Source organism: Clostridium sp. Marseille-P299 (assembly GCF_900078195.1).
Lineage (GTDB): Bacteria > Bacillota > Clostridia > Lachnospirales > Lachnospiraceae > Lachnoclostridium.
Genome location: NZ_FJVE01000004.1, coordinates 171,999 through 191,979 on the forward strand (window position 1 = coordinate 171,999; position 19,981 = coordinate 191,979).

Annotated in this window: 13 protein-coding genes; 3 read left to right on the top strand and 10 right to left on the bottom strand. The window is 33.5% G+C overall.

All coding sequences use genetic code 11. The features are described from left to right. The first annotated feature begins 22 nt into the window (after positions 1-22). Positions 23-349 (top strand): DUF1292 domain-containing protein, encoded by a 327-nt coding sequence (locus BN4220_RS00760; RefSeq protein ID WP_066712125.1) that lies wholly within the window; start codon positions 23-25, stop codon positions 347-349. A gap of 284 nt (positions 350-633) precedes the next feature. On the opposite strand, the gene BN4220_RS00765 is transcribed toward BN4220_RS00760, so the two are convergent. From BN4220_RS00765 to BN4220_RS00800, 8 genes are all read right to left on the bottom strand, one after another. Next, positions 634-2,655: an ATP-dependent helicase gene (locus BN4220_RS00765; RefSeq protein ID WP_347477041.1), complete on the bottom strand. Its 2,022-nt coding sequence runs from the start codon at positions 2,653-2,655 to the stop codon at positions 634-636. Between the two features lie 382 nt (positions 2,656-3,037). Next, positions 3,038-4,516, bottom strand: coding sequence for a glutamate--tRNA ligase (gene gltX / locus BN4220_RS00770; RefSeq protein ID WP_066712128.1), 1,479 nt, complete (start codon positions 4,514-4,516; stop codon positions 3,038-3,040). A gap of 92 nt (positions 4,517-4,608) precedes the next feature. Next, a complete protein-coding gene (locus BN4220_RS00775; protein ID WP_066712138.1) occupies positions 4,609-6,825 on the bottom strand; it encodes a beta-glucosidase in 2,217 nt (738 codons plus the stop codon). A gap of 143 nt (positions 6,826-6,968) precedes the next feature. Further along, a complete protein-coding gene (yicI, locus tag BN4220_RS00780; RefSeq protein ID WP_066712141.1) occupies positions 6,969-9,347 on the bottom strand; it encodes an alpha-xylosidase in 2,379 nt (792 codons plus the stop codon). Between the two features lie 47 nt (positions 9,348-9,394). After that, positions 9,395-11,203: a sensor histidine kinase gene (locus BN4220_RS00785; protein ID WP_066712144.1), complete on the bottom strand. Its 1,809-nt coding sequence runs from the start codon at positions 11,201-11,203 to the stop codon at positions 9,395-9,397. A 269-nt stretch (positions 11,204-11,472) separates the two neighbouring features. Continuing rightward, positions 11,473-13,299, bottom strand: a complete 1,827-nt coding sequence (locus BN4220_RS00790; RefSeq protein ID WP_066712147.1) for an extracellular solute-binding protein — start codon at positions 13,297-13,299, stop codon at positions 11,473-11,475. 60 nt (positions 13,300-13,359) lie between these two features. Next, a complete protein-coding gene (locus BN4220_RS00795) occupies positions 13,360-14,292 on the bottom strand; it encodes a carbohydrate ABC transporter permease (RefSeq protein ID WP_066712149.1) in 933 nt (310 codons plus the stop codon). A 16-nt stretch (positions 14,293-14,308) separates the two neighbouring features. Next, the gene (locus tag BN4220_RS00800; RefSeq protein WP_066712151.1) at positions 14,309-15,271 is read right to left on the bottom strand and encodes an ABC transporter permease; all 963 of its coding nucleotides are present in this window, start codon (positions 15,269-15,271) and stop codon (positions 14,309-14,311) included. A 235-nt stretch (positions 15,272-15,506) separates the two neighbouring features. Here BN4220_RS00800 and BN4220_RS00805 point away from each other — a divergent pair, with 235 nt between their 5' ends. Continuing rightward, positions 15,507-16,214 (top strand): YesL family protein, encoded by a 708-nt coding sequence (locus BN4220_RS00805; RefSeq protein WP_066712153.1) that lies wholly within the window; start codon positions 15,507-15,509, stop codon positions 16,212-16,214. Between the two features lie 36 nt (positions 16,215-16,250). Here BN4220_RS00805 and BN4220_RS00810 read toward each other — a convergent pair whose 3' ends face one another. Further along, entirely contained in the window at positions 16,251-17,774 is a 1,524-nt protein-coding gene (locus tag BN4220_RS00810) for a response regulator transcription factor (protein ID WP_066712155.1), read from the bottom strand. Between the two features lie 421 nt (positions 17,775-18,195). Between BN4220_RS00810 and mgrA the strand changes: the two genes are divergently transcribed. Then, complete coding sequence (gene mgrA / locus BN4220_RS00815; RefSeq protein ID WP_066712158.1) at positions 18,196-19,188, top strand: L-glyceraldehyde 3-phosphate reductase; 993 nt, start codon at positions 18,196-18,198, stop codon at positions 19,186-19,188. Between the two features lie 249 nt (positions 19,189-19,437). On the opposite strand, the gene BN4220_RS00820 is transcribed toward mgrA, so the two are convergent. Then, a complete protein-coding gene (locus BN4220_RS00820; protein ID WP_066712174.1) occupies positions 19,438-19,929 on the bottom strand; it encodes a zinc-ribbon domain-containing protein in 492 nt (163 codons plus the stop codon). Positions 19,930-19,981: the final 52 nt, after the last annotated feature.

A 19,981-nucleotide genomic window follows, 5' to 3' on the forward strand; every position in this document is an offset into this window, starting at 1 on the left:
TAGTAGAAATGAGGATTAGAAAATGGATAGACATGGTGAAGACTGTAATTGTGAAGAAGGATTAGATCACGATCAGGTTACCTTAACATTAGAAGATGGCTCAGAGGTCGTTTGCGATATTATCGCAGTATTCCCTTGTGGAGAAAAAGAATACATTGCTTTATTACCAGAAAATAGTGGTGAAGAAGGCGAAGTTTATCTTTATCAATTTATTCAAAACGGTGAAGATGACATTGATCTTGTTAACATTGAAGATGATGACGAATTTGAAGCAGTATCCGATGCTTTCGATGAGTTTTTAGACTCTGAAGAATTTGATGAATTGCTTGGAGATGAAGACGAAGAATAGTCTTCATATAAAAAAGTAGACGAAAAGGTAAACACAGGTATAAGATGTACCCATTAACGCTAATGAGGTAATCTTTATGATTGTGTTTACCTTTTCTTTTGCTTATTTACTGCTTTACGTCTTACTTTTTTATCGCATTTTATTTTGCTCATTCAATTCTTTTTGTCCTGCTTAATTATTGCATATCATCTTGCTTATCAACACTTTTTGTCTTACTTATTTGTTGCTTTTGTCTTACTTATTCAATTCTTTTCGTCTTTCCTACTTATTACATTTCTTCTTACTCATTCACTACTTTTTATTTCCGAAACACTCTCTATCAACTGTCCCTTAATACAAAAATCAATATCTAAAGTCTTTGGTAAAAAGATTTTATCAAACTTAACACTCAATTTTCCATCTCTATTATCAATTACTACGCCTTCTCCATACATCTTATGTTTGACTCTTGCACCTTTCACTAGGAAATCACGATCAAGCAGCATTTCACCAACAAATCTTGAGCAAGCAAGTTCCTTATGAAAGCGCTCCTTCACAGAGTAAATGTGAAGTCTACTTTTTGCCCTAGTCATTGCCACATAGAACATTCTACGTTCTTCTTCCATATCCTCTAATAATAAAGCTTTACGATGAGGTGTTATACCTTCATTGGCATCTATTATAATAACCACATCATATTCTAGACCTTTGGAAGCATGAAAAGTAGAGAGAGAAACTCCATCATAAAACTTGTTTTTTCTTTGCTCTACCTGCCTTTTTAACTCTTCTTGATATTCGTCAATATGAGTAAACCATTCCTCATAGGTCTTAAAATCTCTTGAGTTTTCTTGAAGTTCGCTTAAGATATCATATAGTTCTTCCACTTTCATACGACGAAAATCTGCATATTCTCTTAGATATTCATCATATCCGATTGCTCTTCGAATATAAGTAATTGCCGCAAATGGATTTGTTTTTTTAAGTAAAGCCAAATCATACTCTAATTTCTCAATTCGCTCTACAACATAATTTTTATCAGAATAATATTCTTTTACTTTTTCTAAATTTACCACTTGATCTGCGAAACAATCTCTTGCAATATATCGTTTTGGACGATTTATAATTTGTAAAAATAACGATCGATCCATGCATCCCATGGCTATTTTAATATACGCCATTATGTTTTTAGTAATCCAATGTTCATAAATATTTGGAATGGCATCTCTCATACGAAAAGGTATGTTATATTCCATTAATTTTTCTACCAGAGCTCCTGGTTGTGTATTCGTACGATAAAGAATCGCTATTTGACTATAGGCAAATCCTTGTTTATGATAATGATTAATTAAATCAAGAACCGTTTTGTTCTCTTCTGGTAGGTCTGAAACAACTTTTATTTCGACCTCTTTTCCCTCTTCATGGATTGTCGTAATTTCTTTTTCGTAACGCTTAGAGTTATTTTTAACAACACGAAGGGCAGCTTCCACAATTTTTCCCTTAGAGCGATAGTTATAATTTAAGAGTACTTTTTTAGCATTCTTATAATCATTTGAAAAATTCAACATAATTTCTGGTTTTGCACCACGAAATCGATAAATGCTTTGATCATCATCACCAACAATAAACAAATTATCTTGTGGTTTTGCTAGCAAGCGTATAATATCATATTGAATTTTATTAATATCTTGAAACTCGTCAATTAATATATACTCATATTTTTGTTGCCAAAGCGCCAGAATATCTGCTCTTGCTACCAAAAGTTCATAGCACAGCAAAAGCATATCATCAAAGTCAATTAAGTTGGCCTTTCTCAACTTTTTTTCATACCCAGCATATAATTTTGCAAAATTATCCTCAGAACAGTTCATGGAATAATAATTGTTTATATCCATCTTCTCCGATTTTACAAGACTAATTTCAGAGCTAATTCCTTCAATAAATTCTTTTTCATCTTCGATTTCAATATCAAGTTCATCGATTAATTCTTTATAATAACGATACTTTTGCTCATCACTAATAATATTGGATGCATTATAGTTATAAGCATATCGCAATATCTTAAAAAACACCGCATGAAATGTACCAAAGTTCACACCTAGATTTTTTCCATTCATAAGTTTTGCAAAGCGTTCCTTCATTTCCTCCGCTGCCGCTTTTGTAAATGTAATAACTAGAATTCTTGCTGGATTAATCCCACAATCTTCAATCAGATATTGGGTACGTTTTGTGATTACCAAGGTTTTCCCCGAACCTGGACCTGCAAGTACGAGCATAGGACCTTGCTTATGGGTTATTGCTTCCTTTTGTGCTTCACTTAATGTCATCATGCTTATCTCTCTTTTCTACTTAACTTCCATTTCAATACTATTATTTTACCATAAACCCGTAAAGAGTAACAGCATCGCTCACAGATAAAATATAGCCATCCCTTTAGACATATTAAACAAGAGCCGTCACTATTTACTTATTATAATGCGTATGATCGTCTTTTATATAGTATCATACAAAAACATTATAATTTATGACTAAAAACTCAACACGAAACTCCAGAAATTAAAAAAGTTCTATATCATGATTGGTGTAGATGCAATGCATCCGCATCCTAATACCTGACATAGAGCCATTAAAAAGATTGTTACAAAATACATGCTATTTTTCATGAGCTGTATTTTGTAACAACCAAAATATTAATTATTCTATTCTTATTTTTTATGCATTCACATCATTGCTTAATTTATCAATTGCAATGCGGATACGACGAAGACTCTCTTCTTTTCCAAGAATATTCATAATTTCATAAGCGCCACCTGGTGTGGATTGCTTTCCAGAAACTGCAGTTCTAACTGGCCATAATCCTTGGCCATTTTTAATTTCTTTTTCAGCAATATAACCCATTAATACACTTTCAATGGATGAAATTGAATAATCCTCAAGTTCTTCAAATCTTGGTAATACATCCTGTAGTACTACTAAAGAGTTTTCAGAGTTTGTTTTCATCTTCTTATGTGTAAACATAGCTACATCATACTCTGGAAGTTCTTCTAAGAAATCGATCATATCTTTAATATCTAAGAATGTTTCGATTCTTGTTTTTACCAAGTCAGCGATGAATTTTAAATCATAGTCTTTATGAATTACTTCTTTAATATATGGTAGTGCATATTCATAGTATTTCTCACTGTCCATACGTTTAATATACTCACTATTCATCCAACGAAGTTTATTCATATCAAAAACAGATGGTGATTTATTAATGTTGTGATAATCAAATTCTTTGATTAATTCATCTAAGCTAAAGATTTCTTCATTGGAAGATGGGCTCCAACCAAGAAGTGCGATAAAGTTTACAATTGCTTCTGTAACAAAGCCTTGCTCTATTAAATCTTCAAAAGAAGAATGTCCACTTCTTTTTGATAGCTTTTGATGCTCTTCGTTTGTAATTAAAGGACAGTGAATGTACTCTGGCTCTTTCCATCCGAATGCATTATAAAGTCTAGTATATTTTGGTGTAGAAGATAAATATTCATTTCCTCTTACTACATGTGTAATTTCCATTAAATGATCATCAATTACATTTGCGAAATTATAGGTTGGATATCCATCGGACTTAATTAAAATCATATCATCAAGTTCTGAATTTTCTACCGTAATTTCTCCATAGATTTCATCTTTAAAAGTAGTTGTACCAGTAAGAGGCATATTTTGACGAATTACATATGGCATACCCTTCTTTAAGTTTTCCTCAACCTCTTCTTTACTTAAATGTAAGCAATGTTTGTCATACTTAGTGATCTCTTTACTCTCACTACCATCTTCAGAAACCGTACTTTTTAAGCTTTCTAAGCGTTCTTTTGTACAAAAGCAATAGTAAGCTTCTCCTTTTTCAACTAATTGCTTTGCATACTCAAGATAGATTCCTGTTGCTTGACGCTCACTCTGAACATAAGGACCAAAGCCTTTATCTTTATCTGGACCTTCATCATGAATTAGACCTGTTTTATTAAGTGTACGATATATGATATCAGTAGCACCTTCCACAAAACGTTCTTGATCAGTATCCTCTATTCTTAAGATAAAGTCACCACCCTCATGTTTTGCTATTAAAAACTCATAAAGAGCGGTTCTTAAATTACCTACATGCATTCTGCCTGTTGGGCTTGGTGCGTATCTTGTTCTAACCTTGCTCATCGCTTCATCCTACTTTCATTCATTTTTATGCCATTCAAACACTATGATTGGCGTATAATATGAAATTACTATAATCCATCTGAAAACTGATGTCAAGGTTTACTAAGAGTATAAGTATAACTATTCTCAATTGTTATTTCTCCTTGCAGAGAAACATCTCTTGATGAGCTTGCTATTTCAATTATAAATTTCCCTGGCTCCACCACGAAGCATGATTTCGTATCATCATAAAAGGAAAATGCCTCTTTATGAAGTTCAAAACATATCGTTTCTTCCTTTGATGGGGCTAAAAATACTTTTTTAAACTCTTTTAACTCATGGACTGGGCGAATTAAAGAACTTTCCATATCTTTAATATAAACTTGTATCGTTTCCCCTCCATATATATCACCCGTATTCTTCACAGACATAGAAAGAGAAACCCTAAGATCGTTCTCATTCGTCAACTCATCCACTGAAACTAAAAGATCCTTACATTCAAATGTTGTATAGGATAACCCATGTCCAAAACAAAATTCAGGCTCCACTTCCTTCGTATCAAAATAACGATATCCTACCAATAGACCTTCCTTATATGTTACGGATTCTTTTGTTCCATATTCCCCATATACATGTGCAGGAGAATCATTTAGACTTTTTGGTATTGTCATAGGAAGTTTGCCAGAAGGATTAACTTGCCCAAATAAAACTTCTGCTAATGCAGTTCCCCCTTCCATTCCGATATACGAAGTCCAAAGGATGGCCTTTGCCTTATTTACAAATGCTTGGTAACTTACTGGAGCACCTGTTATCATTACAATCACAGCATTTGCATTCACTTCTAACACTGCATTAATTAATTCTTCCTGAGCATATGGAAGTAATAAATCGCTTCGATCCCATCCTTCACAATCGTAATCATGATTTAAACCACCAACAATTATTACTTCATCCACTTTTTTTGCTAGTGCTACAGCTTCTTCTCGTAATAGCTTCTGCTGTCTCTTTATTTCTTCCATTCTCTCTTTCATTTTCTGATCTACAGATTCAGCAGTGTTTATAATTGCTTCATCATGGCTTAAAAGACTTGCTTCTTGCCAATTTAATTCCGAGTGGTCTTTCTTCTCTGGTACATAATAACCTTTTGCATATTCTACCTTAACATTACCACCAAGAAGTTTTTTGATGCCCATTAATGGTGAAATTTCATAAAGAGCCTTAATTTCAGAACTTCCTCCACCATTTGCATGCACTTTCTCTGCGTTATGTCCTATGACTGCAATTTTCTTAAGTCCTGTTGTCTTAATAGGTAAACGTTTCTCTTCATTTTTTAATAGAACAATAGCTTCCCTTGCAGTATTTAGTACCACCTCATGATGTTTTGGTGTATTATATGTACCACTCATACGCTCTTCCTTTTTACTTCCTATCATTTTAAGACGATACATAAGGCGTAAAATATTCTTTACTTTTTTATCGATATGCTCTTCACTAATTTCACCATTCTCAACTGCTTTAATAAGAGGATCCGCCATAAAATATTCATTAAAGTTATCAGTAACTGACATCTCTATATCAAGGGATGATTCTGCTGCGTTTTTCGTATTATGTACGGCTCCCCAATCAGAGATGACCGTTCCATCGTATCCCCATTCTTCTCTTAGTACCTTTGTTAATAGATATTTACTCTCCGAACAATGTTCTCCAAATAAACGATTGTAAGCTCCCATTAGGGTATAACTATTTCCTTTTGATATTGCCGCATAAAATCCAGGGAGATAAATTTCTCTAAGGGTACGTTCATCCATGTAGGTATCTACCCATAAACGCTCTATCTCTTGATTGTTGGCTGCAAAATGTTTGACGCATGCTGCTACATCATTTTCTTGTATTCCTTGAATAAATGGTACAACGATTTCCTCTATTAACTTTGGATCTTCACTCATATATTCAAAATTCCTACCACACAGCGGACTTCTTTGAATATTGATTCCTGGTGCTAAAATAACGTCTTTACCGCGGCCCCTAGCTTCACAACCAAGGACTTTTCCAGCTTCATATGCAAGTTCACGATTAAACGTTGCAGCAAGTGCTGTATTTGAAGGAAGGTATGTAACGAAATCATCGGAATTACCGATTGTCTTCCACGAGGCATCCTCAAATTCATTCCGTACCCCCATTGGTCCATCCGATGTAATAAGTGGCGGAATACCTAATCGTTCTATCCCTTCTGTTCGAAACAATCCACTCCCATGGATCATACTTACTTTCTCTTTTAAGGTCATTTCCTTTAATAATTCATCAACATACATTCCTTCATTTTGCATCATTTGTTCCTCCTTACTATGTCTTATTAATATGTGTACTTGTAGATTAATTAATGTTTTCTGTTTGGTGTATCGGGTTTTCTGTTTTCCTATAAAGTAGACAGGACTTTTGACTTCCGTATCCGTTTTATATCGATCTAAATTTATTACCCTAAGGTACAAACAATGGTTCCACCAGTGCTTGCCGTAATTACTGTTGAATTATCAACAATTTCAAAGCTAGTATTTGTTTCCGTACAAACATTTGTTACATTCTTTATATTATTAACATTTACTAGTTCAACTCTAAACTTATATTTACTAACAACATCAATGGTAATTTCATTTCCATTCATCATGACTTTAGCAGATACAGAAACAACAGGCATATCATCACTTTCTAATTGATCATAAACAACGGTATACAACTCTTTTCCCTCTGAAAGTCCATAAACCTTTAATAAAACATTATTTCCATAATCATATACCGCGGAATCATCTTTCGCTCCAATGGCAAGGATTGTTCCATCCTTCACTAACAGAGGAATACTTAAATATCCATGTGTTTCATTTACCCATTTTCCACCAGTTTTCATCTCATTTGTTAAGTAATTGGTCCATGTGCCTTCTGGAAGATAATACCTTGCATCGCCCTCCTCATTAAAAATTGGAGCAACTAATAAGCTATCACCTAACATATACTGTTTATCCAAAAATCCGCAGGTCACATCTTCGTTAAACTCTAGCACCATACTGCGCATCATCGGAACTCCAGTTTTTGAAGTTTCTACTGCATTACGATATAAATAAGGCATTAAGGAAGCTTTTAACTTTGAAAAGAATCGTACAACCTCCACAGATTCTTCATCATATGACCAAGGAACACGATAAGAATTACTTCCATGTAATCTTGAGTGCGTTGATAATAATCCAAACGCCGCCCAGCGTTTATAAACATCTGGAGTTGATGTACTCTCAAATCCACCAATATCATGACTCCAATAACCAAAGCCAGACATTGTTAAAGATAACCCACCACGCAAACTTTGCTCCATGGATTCATAATCAGAAAAGCAATCTCCGCCCCAATGTACTGGGAATTTCTGTCCTCCTGCAGTGGCTGATCTAGCAAAAAGAATTGCTTCCTTTTTTCCTCTTTTTCTTTCTAATAATTCATAAACAGTTTTATTATATAGATATGTATAGTAGTTATGCATTTTATTTGGATTTGAACCATCAAAATATACAACATCTGTTGGAATCCGTTCACCAAAATCTGTTTTAAAGCAATCCACTCCCATATCAAGCAAGGATTCTAACTTACTAGCATACCACTTACAAGCTTCTGGGTTCGTAAAATCTACAATTGCCATACCCGGTTGCCACATATCCCATTGCCATACATCTCCGTTTGGTCGCTTTAGAAAATATCCACCTTCTACACCTTCCTCAAACAAAATAGACTCTTGCCCAATATAGCTATTGATCCATACGCATATTTTAAGTCCCTTTTCCTTCAGTCTTTTTAACATTCCTTTTGGATCTGGAAACACCCTTGAATCCCATGTAAAATCAGACCAACAATAATCCTTCATCCAAAAGCAATCAAAATGAAATACCCCAAGTGGTATCTCTCGGTCAATCATCCCATCTACAAAACTAGTCACTGTTTCTTCATCATAATTTGTTGTAAAAGACGTTGATAACCAAAGTCCAAATGTCCAAGGAGCTGGAAGTCCTGGTTTGCCTGTCAAATCTGTATAGCGCATAAGAACATCTTTCATCGTAGGACCATTGATTATAAAATAATCTAAGCACTCACCCTCTACACTAAATCCTACCTTTGTCACAACCTCGGAAGCCACTTCAAAGGAAACTTTTTCTGGATGATTCACAAATACGCCGTAGCCTTTATTAGAAATATAAAAAGGTATATTCTTATATGATTGCTCAGAACATGTGCCTCCATCCTCGTTCCAAATATCCACTGTCTGACCATTCTTAATAAATGCTGTAAACCGCTCTCCTAATCCATAGATAAGTTCACCAACAGAAATGGAAAGTTGTTCGCGCATATAGGTATTTTCTTCTCCCCCACCATCATAAGCAAGGCCTTTCCAATCAGTTTTAACATACGCTAAATCATTATCTATGCTCTTCGTAAGCTTTTTATCTCCTTGGTAGTATGTCATAGCACCGTTACTTTTTGCAATTTCAAGCCTTAATTGTCCATTTCTTATAACAATAAATTCTTCTTGGTCCTCTACTTGCATAAAAGAATCATTGCTTAGATTCAATTCAAACTCAGGTTTTTTATTATTAACGCCTGCATAATGATATGTTTTAACACGTATTACTTCTGGCATAGGTGCTGTAATTTCAATTGTTAGATTTACACCTCCAAGTGTATCTCCTCTTGAAGTAACTTTCTTGGTTGGTGTGAGAAGAGTTACCTTTTCCTGCGTAACTTTAGAAAAATACACTTCTGCTGGAGAAAAACATGCAGTTCCTTCTTTTAATAACCAACGACCATTACTAAATTTCATATTTCCGCCCTTTCTGCTGCCAAAGCAGCACAAAATTTAATCATAGTTTATGCTCTGTTGTATAATGCTTCGTTTAAATCAACTGGTTCATTTGCGTGTTTTGGTAGATATATACTTACTCTGGTCCCCTTATATAGTTCTGACGATACTGAAATTCCATAGGATTCTCCATAAAATAATCGAATTCGTTGATATATGTTATGTAGTCCAATATTTCTTCCTGTGCTTAATTTTTCTTCTTTCATACGTGTAATTAATTTTTCCAGTTCTTCTTCCGTCATTCCTAATCCGTTATCCGATACACAAATCACCAAACGTTCCCTTTCATGGGAAATATTAATCTCTAAATCACCAATTCCAGTCTGCGTTTCTAATCCATGAGAGACTGCATTTTCAACAATTGGTTGTAGTAATAATGGCAATATATAATAATGTTTACAATCTATATTGTCTGCTACATTAATATGGTAACGGATTCGTTCTCCAAATCGTATGTGCTGGATTGCTAAATAGATTTTAATGTATTCTAATTCACTCTCTAAGCTTACCGTTCGTAAGCTATTATCAAGCACATGTCTCATGGACTTGCCTAGTAACTTAATGGCATATGCTACTTCTTTATCTTCCACATTTAATGCCTTCATGCGTATTGTTTCTAAGGTGTTATATAAAAAATGAGGATTGATTTGACTTGCTAACATTTCATACTTTATTCTTTGCTGGTGACTATTTAGTTGCTCCTCTTTTATTTTTGCGCTGTAGATTTCTTCATCCATTTTTGTAATACTTTTAATCATAACTTGAAGATCTTTAAATACATCCGTTAGCTCATCATTTCCTTGTAGCGTTTCTTTGATTTCATAATCCCCTAAAGAAACATGATGCATTACCTCACGTAAGGTCAAAATTCTTTTATTAAACCTATGAGTAAACGCTAGTACCATGATAAGAGGAAACAAAATACTTAGGGAAATAATAATGAGACAGATATTCGTAAAATTCTGAATATGTGGTATCGCTGTAGCATCACTTGTTAAAATATAAATACAATCCGAGGAATATACTGGCTTGAATGTGGACACTTCTAATAGCACATCTTTTCCATAGTAATTTGCTCTACCAGAAAACTGATAATATTTTTGTTCATAATCTATGCCATCATTTAAATATGTACCCTTAATACCACTTTCACTATAAAAAACAACATTCTGATTTACGACCAAATCATTGGTTAATATATTATTGTTAATTCTAGACTTTAAGTGATTATTGTTGATGGCTATTACAAGCACTGCATATTCTCCCGTTTTTATGATGGGAATTCTTTGCACTAAACGTAACTCACTCTCAATATTTCCTATATTGTTTTTATAGTTGATGGAGGTCCACGTTGGCTGAGGTGTACTTAGCGCTTTTTTATACCATTCTTCATTTCGAATTTCCTCCGTAATATCCATGAAACATCCGTACTCAGTAATCGTATTGCTATATAGCTCTATACGAGATATCTCCGTGTAATTCCTTTTATATATATCAAATTTTTTGTAATTTCTATATGCCTCATATGCATCTGCTTCTGTTTCATATTTTTTACCTATGACTTGTTGTAAATCTGAATCCCCAAGGAGTGTATTACCAACGGTATAAATAAGACTAGTGACATCTAATACAATGCTTTTTACTCGTAAATTATCCGACTCTAGATTTGAATAATCTTGTTTATACAGCAAATTTCTAGTATTTAAAACAAGATAACTACCAATAATAAAAACGGGTACAAATACTGCCAACCAATAAACTGCATACAGTTGATATTTAATTTTTCCTTTTGTTGTTTCCTTTGAAAAATCTTTCATACCCATTTCTCCTTTGATTCATTCAAAACATGCTTTATCCAATATTGATTATTTTGTGGAATTTAATTCCATACCCTATTATAGGCATGTATCTCAAGCCGTTGCAATGTAATTTTATCTACTAGTCATGTGTATTTAAAAATGATTTCATATGCTAACCCCCATATGCCATCCTGCGTTAAAAATGTCCCAAAAGTCAAAGTTTCCTTCAACTCTTGAGACATTTTCATTACTCTCTTCAAATTGCCATTAGAAAGAGTTTAAATTCCTTAATTTCCTGCTCTTGCTGCTGCACGTGCTGCATCTTTATCTTTTGCTGCCTGCATATCAAATGCAAGAACTTCATCGTAACCAAGGCCTTTTACCGTCTCTTGCATCTCAGTTAAGAGTTTATTAAATTCCTCTTCACTGCTTGCAAAACACATTCTCCATGAATAATCAACAATCTTTTCCTTAATTTGATTACGTAACGCTGTAATATTAGAACCTTCTTCTGGATTAATAAAAGTAGTTCCTGGCGCCACAATAAAGTTTCCTGTAGTTTTTGCTAATTCAACCATAGTATTTGCCTTATAGAATTCTTGCCAAGAAGTATCCACTGGATTGGAATTTTCAGTAATATAAGTCTCCCAATTCTTATAACCGTAAGGCTCATTGGTATTTGGGTTGATATCAGTTTCTAATACTGCCCTATAGTTTAGTACAGATGTTCCATCTCTCCAAGTACCACCATTCCATTCATCTGGCATTACTGTATTGATTGGATCTGCAAATACTTTTTTACCAAACTCAGTTAATCTACTCTTTCCATCAACAAATTCCCAAGTCAAACCTTCTGGTCCAGGAGCGCCACTGTCTGGTGAACAGTTTGCTAAAATACCTTCAGGAGAGTATAACCACTCAATAAAATCATACATTCTCTGTGGATCTTTTGCTTTACTTCCAACTCCAATGACAGCTTTATCACCGGATGGTGAAGCACCTGTAGATAAGATTTGCGTATCAGTGATTGGTACATATTTAAATCCTTTACCTGCCGCTACATTATCAGGTGTATTAAATGCGGATTGACCTTGCCATGACCATGGTGAGAAATAAACCGCGCCATCTACATATTTATTCCATAAAGTATCCCAGTTTTGAGTTGTTGACTCAGGGTCAAGAACTCCTTCTTTGTTTGCATTAAAGAAGAACTTTAGACCTCTAACATAGATGGAGTCATTATCAATTATGCTATCATAATCAGAACCATCTGCTTTATGTAATACAAATCCAATTTCATCATATCCATACATACGGGCTGGTTGTTGTGCAAGATTCATCATGTTACCGTCCCAGTCCCCAAATAACGAAAATCCATAAGCAGTTTTACCAGAATCCGTTGTTGGATGTGCTGTTTGTATTGTCTTCATTAAAGGTATTAAATCTTCTAATGTATTTAAGGTTGGAGCACCAGCTTCTAAATAATAATCCCAACGAAGAAACGCACCAAATGCAAAATCGATTGTTTCTGATGGCTCTGTTGCCGCTTGTGATGAAACTTGCTTTGGAATCGCATAAACTTTACCATCACTTACTAAGCCTTTCACTTTATCAATTGCTGGCTTGTATTGAGCAAATACTTCACTCGCATTTACCATATCTGTAATATCATATAGTAAACCTGCAGTAACCGTATCTTGTAATCTAGCATTCTCAGATCCAATTATTACTATATCTCCTAGATTTCCGGCTGCAGAGCGAGTAATAAATAAAGTATCTCCACCACCACTTACGTTTGGTGAAATAATATTAAGTTCCATATTAAATTTATCTTTTACTACCTTAGCAAACCATCCAGTTTGTATGCCTTCATAGTTTGCTTCAGTTGCAAATACATCAACTGTTAAGAATTCATCATATGTTTTTTCTTGAGTTACTTCACTAGCTTCATTATTAGCTTCTGTAGTTGGAGTAGCTGTAGCTTGTGTTTCTGCTTTGGTTGGAGACTCGTTAGATGCTGGTTTTCCCTCATTATTCTTACCACATCCAGCTAAAGAAAATACCATAACCAGTGTAAGTAATAATGCTACTATTTTTGCTGATTTTTTTTTCATAATACATCCTCCTTTTTAATATATAGCTCAGGAAGTAATATCCTCCTGGAAAGCCCCAATTTAACCTTTAATAGCTCCGATCATAATCCCTTTGACAAAATGCCTTTGGAATAATGGATAAATAAATAAAATAGGTAAAACAGTGATAACCGTAACTGTCATACGAACAGAAGTAGGCGTTTGTTGTGTCGCCAGATTAATCATAGCGCTATCCGATAAACTAGAATTTTTTAATGCAAGTGCTATTGAGTTCGCTTGGTTTATGTACGTATATACTCGATACTGCAGAGCATACAATGACTTTTCTGAGATATATAACATCGTATCTTGGAATGAGTTCCACTGCTGAACCGCTGCAAAAATAGATATCGTTGCTAAGATCGGCGTAGTTAATGGAAATACAATTCGACCAAAAATCTGTAACGGCCCTGCACCATCAATTTCCGCTGCTTCTTGTAAAGAAGAAGGCAGTGATTCTATAAAAGTCTTAACCAAGATTATATTAAAAGGCTGTACGATTAAAGGTATAATGTACACCAAAAAGTTATTTGTTAAACCTATGTTTAACATTATGATATACATCGGTATTAAGCCAGCATTAAAATACATCGTAATTATCATAAATCGATACCAAAACTTTCTTGCCCACATTTTCTGTTGCGTAAATAAAAATCCAAGAAATGCAGATGCAAGTGCTGTACAAGCGGTACCTAAAACTGTTCTTGCAACCGAAATCCAGGCAGAACGCAATAAACCATCTATTTTAAATACCTCAATATAATTTTTAAAGTGTATCCCCTTTGGTATTAAATTAATGAATCCTCGATTACTTAAATCATTATCACTGATTGTATTAATGATTAGGTAATAGAAAGGAAACATACATAGTATAGAAAAAATAATAAAAAAACTATAATTGCAAATGTTAAATATGATTTCTCCAGGTTTTAATTTCTTCTTTTTATTTGTTGTAACGATCTTATCTTTACTCATGGTCATTTCCTCCTATCTATACAATCGTCTCACCACGAACAGCCTTTGAAAGTTTATTTACTAGGTATAATAATGTTATACTTATAAGGCTCTTTAGAATACCGATTGCAACACCTAAGGAGTAGGTGTTACCACCCCCCATGCTTATTGCGTATACATAATAATCAAGTACTTGTATCTTATCTTTATTAAACGCATTCGCAAAAACGAAATACTGTTCCATACCATTCGTTAAAATGTTTGCTACGTTTAACATTAATAATACAAAATATGTAGGTAATAATTGAGGTAGCGTTATATGCCACATAAGGCGAAATCTACCTGCTCCATCTGCTTTTGCAGCTTCATAAAGTTCTTGGTCACAACTAGTAATTGCTGCTAGATACATAATTGAACTCCATCCAAGTCCCTTCCAAACACCCCATAAACACATTTTTAGCCACACATGATTTGGACTATCAAGAAATGCGATTGGTTTGCTAATAATCCCTATATTCTGTAGTACAGAATTTGCCATACCTGTGGTTGAAAATAAACTAAATGCCACGGAATATACGATAACCCAACTGATAAAGTTCGGTATTGTAGTCATTGTTTGAAATACGTTTCTTGTCCGCTTTGACTTTATCTCACTTAAGAAAATAGCAAATGCAACTGGTAATATGGATACTAATATTCCGAGTCCGCTCATTGCTAAAGTGTTCTTTAAAACCTTTATTATCTGTGTAACCCATCCTTTATTTTGAAATAAAAGAGTAAACCACTTAAATCCAACGAACTCACATTGTGATAGTTTTAAAGGCGGTTTATAATCATAAAATGCATATCTCCAACCATAAAGCGGCAAATAACTAAAGATAAAGATTAATATTAGAAATGGAACAGCTAGTAAAAAAAGACGATATTTCAATGGAATGCCTTTCTTCTTATGTGCTGCAGGTGCTATTTGAGAAGTTTTATTTCTTTGTTCTCCACTCATTCATACATTCCTCCTTCTTACTCTGTAACTAAACTTTATCATAGTTGCAAATGTAAAAATACCCCATAATTTTTACATCTATCACCCAATAATTAGTTATCAATTTTCCAATTACTTTAAGAAAATCCATTTCATTTATATGGTTACTGTAATCTATACTTTTATGTTGTTTCCTCTAGACATACTTGTAGAATCATGTATAATTAATTGATATACTATAATAAGGAGTAAGCGAATGAAGAACTTATTTAATGTAAATGGTCCGTTGATTCAATTCTTTTTAACACTAAGAGACTTTGTCATATTAAATATTCTATGGATTGTTTTTTGCATTCCTATCATAACAATTGGAGCTTCCACATCTGCTCTTTATTCTGTAACCTTTAAAATTGCTCAAGACAAAGATACTTATGTTGGAAAGCAATTTATTAGCGCTTTTAAAGAAAATTTAAGACAAGCTACAAAAATTGAATTAATTTTATTTATCCCAGCTTTGTGCTTAGGATTTGGGTTATTTTTCTGGGCTACTTTTGAAAGTACTGTAGGGACAGTGATTTCCACACTTTGTATCATCTTTTTACTAATGCTTATTGGAACTGCAATTTTTGCATTTCCTTTGGTTGGAAGATATGAAAACACTACATTACAGACCATTCGAAATTCTTTGTATTTTTGTATGAATAATAAGCCATACACACTTATCTTCATGATTTTAATTGCTGGCGGCGTTGCACTTAATGTTTTAACAGCCCCAACCGCAGTTATTATGTGCTTCTTTGGCTATTCATTCATAGCCTATATTATTTCATTCTTAATGTTAAAAATATTAAAAAAATATGATAATCCACAGACAGAAGAAAATACAGATACTACAACTTCGATAGAAGATTCCGAAGCAGACTCTAATAATGTTTCTAGTGAAAACAAGGAGGGAATGGACTAACCAGTTCATTCCCTCTCCTTGTTTTTATTACTATCCTTAAATTGATTTTTTAAATTCTTTAGGGCTAATTCCTACATAACGTTTAAACTTTGAATAAAAGTAATCTATGTTACTATACCCAACCCGTTCAGATACTTGATATACTTTTAAATCAGTTTCAGTAAGCATTTTTTTCGCATTTTCTATACGGATATGATCTAAAAAATTATTAAAATTTTCACCCATTTCCTTTTTAAACAGCTTCCCTAAGTATGCACTGTTATAATTAAAAATCTTCGCAATCCCTTCTAACTTCAAATCCTTATCATAGTTCTTCTCCACATAGGCATGAACTCGTTTTATTACATTCTCAGCCCCAGTTGCAGCGATAATTTGACTTAGCTCTTTGCAATAATTTGTTGCATTTTTAAGTAACTCTTTTAAATTACCAGACCCTTTTATGAGCACAGATAACTCTTCATATTCTGGGAACTCACCCCTTTTTTGCTCATACCTCTCTTCTAATACCGTTCCTAATTGAAATAAATTATGTGTAAATAACATTTTTACATCGGATTCTTTTAATAGTTTTAACTTACAATATTCTTCAATCTTCTCAATTGATTTTGCAAGATTATCAAGATCTCCTATTTCTATCTGAAAACAAATCGTTTCAAATAGAGTATCGATTACGATTCCTTTACAGTCTTTCAGTGCTTGAATCGTTACTGCCTCTTCATTATGAAAGATAAATTGATATTCCGATAACAACCTTGCACATTCATAGGAATAATGAATATCCTCCCAATGGGCTACATCATGTCCCATACAAATAAAATATTTTTCATTATAAATCGTATAAAGTTTTTCATTATTTAATAAAAGCTTATGTAATAAATCCTGATAGCTCATCCCTTTTCCGATTAATACCCATTTATCTTCAATCATGACACACTCGATATCAATGATCCCTTTTATCATAAGTTCTAGCTTTTCTTTGGAAGGATATTCAATAATAGTATCCTTATCCTTTCCTTGGTTACATAGCACCCCTACACAAAACTTCGTATAATTAAAGTCTAAGTGATACGTTTGCATCTGTTGATATAGGGCTCCGTTTTCCTTACGATATAATACTAATCGTCTTAACATCTCCTGTATTGCGGTCTGCTCATTCATCTCATTCTTATCATTTAGCTTTTTCTTCTCTTCTAATTCCTTTACAATATTACATAAATTTTCTGCTAATTCATCCTCATCTACTGGCTTTAATAAATAATCTCTTACACCAAGTGAAATTGCTGTCCTTGCAAATTCAAAATCAGAAAAGCCTGTAAGTATAATAAAGGCACCCTGAAATCCCTGCTCCCTCGCTTGACGTATCAGTTCTAATCCATTCATGCCAGGCATCTTTACATCAACAAGGACAAGATCTGGGTGATATTTTAAAACCTTTTCTAGTCCATCAATTCCGTCCGTTCCTTGAGCACATACTTCAAATTGGTAATCTCCCCAAGAAAGCAGACGCATTAACCCTTCTCTTACGATAGGTTCATCATCAATGATTATCATTTGATACATAATGCATATCCTTTCGCTAATACAATTTGGTATGACTATAGTGTGAATTTTGGTTGATTTTATTTATAGTTTTTCTGTAGCTTTTTTATGAAATTTGTATATCTTTTGTTCCCCTTTAAGTATAATAAAAATTATAAATTTTTTCAACTTTTTTACTATTTTTGTTTATTCTTTGCTTTTCAGTTAATCGAATTTTTATTTATCATTTTAACTATTGTAAATTTTTCAATTAATATAAATATATTCTGTGTTATCTATTACATTTCTGTCTATTACATTTTTGTCTATATCCATGATATCTTTATCTATGATATCTTTATCTATGATATTTTTATAATAATATACAAATAAACAAATGGAATAACCATTTATATATTTACCTTTTCTTATATAATAGAATTTAGAAAAGGAGGTATTTGGTATGTATTTAGCAAAAGAAACTCGTTATGAAACAATGAAATATCGCCGCTGCGGCAAGAGTGGCTTAAAACTTCCAGCATTTGCTTTAGGCTTTTGGCACAATTTTGGAAGTGTAAATAATTATGATAATATGGTTGAAATGGTAACGACAGCATTTGACCTAGGTATTACACATTTTGATTTAGCAAACAATTATGGTCCAAAACCTGGTTCAGCAGAAGAGAACTTTGGAAAAATTCTTCGTGACGAATTAAAAAGTTATAGAGATGAAATGATTATTTCTACAAAGGCTGGTTACTATATGTGGCCTGGCCCATATGGGGACAATGGAAGTAGAAAATACTTGATATCTAGTCTAGATCAGAGTTTAAAACGAATGGGTCTTGATTATGTAGATATATTTTATCATCACAGACCAGACAAAGAAACTCCCCTTGAAGAAACTATGGGAGCATTAGACTCAATCGTTCGTTCTGGAAAAGCCTTATATATAGGTATTTCAAATTATGGACCAGAGGATACACAAAGAGCTATTGATATATTAAACGACCTTGGTACACCATTATTAATTCACCAACCATCCTATTCTATGTTAAACCGTTGGGTGGAAGATGGTCTAACGGATGTATTAGATAAAAATGGGGTTGGTAGCATAGCTTTCAGTCCTCTTGCCCAAGGATTATTAACTAATAAATATGCCAATGGTATTCCATCGGATTCAAGAGCTGCAGATACAAAAAGCGTGTTCTTAAATGAATCTTCTGTTACAGAAGCAGTTGTTGAGAAGGTAAAAAAACTAAATGTTATCGCACAAAATCGTGGCCAATCAATGACACAACTAGCGCTTGCCTGGGTCCTACGAAAAGAACGTATTACTTGTGCACTCATTGGTGCAAGTAGACCTTCTCAAATTATAGAAAATGTAAACACAGTGAAGAATTTAGATTTTAGTGAAGAAGAATTAGAACAAATTGAACAAATCTTAAGAAGCTAATCTTTAAAAAACAAGTCTAAAAGAATAAGTATGAATAAACTAATTTTAAGACACCAATATTAAGGCGCTAATCTGATATAAACTAAGTTAGTATACCTGAATAAGCTAACCGAAAGGCGCCATTCTTACATAATAGAAAATAAAAGGACTTTCACAAAATAATATTTCATAATTATCCATACCAATCAATCTATATGACTGATATGATACTCCTATGAATAACATTATTTTTGAAAGTCCTTTTTAATATTAAATGGTGCCTAAGCCAGATAAAAGGCTTGAAGCTGATCCAAACAATGCAAATACAAAGAACAACGCTACTACAAGCATTACTAAAGTAGCTCTTGCCCAGTTTTTTTTCGTAGGTGGAGTTTTCACTCCAAATGCCCACATAAACAGTACTGCTAAGTATGCAATCTGCCCTATCATTGGTATAAATGGTAATATCATTACCATCATCCAGTTACCGAATGTCATTGGCTTTTCTACAACATTACCTTGCATTTCTGAGGCATTCGCATTTCCTCCCGGTTGAAATGGATTTGCTCCATACGCTCTATTCCCTTGCATATGATCTGTATTGTTTTGGCTATATTGATTATTCCCTTGATAATTATTCGTATTTTGATATTGAAACTCTGGATAAATATTTTCTGCACCATTACGAAAAGAAGCCCCGCAATACTCACAGAAGTTTGCTTCTTCATTTGCAATGGTTCTTCCACATACTTTACAAACCATGATCCACCATCCTCTTTTCTATCAATAAATCCTTACTAGTATAAAATATAGT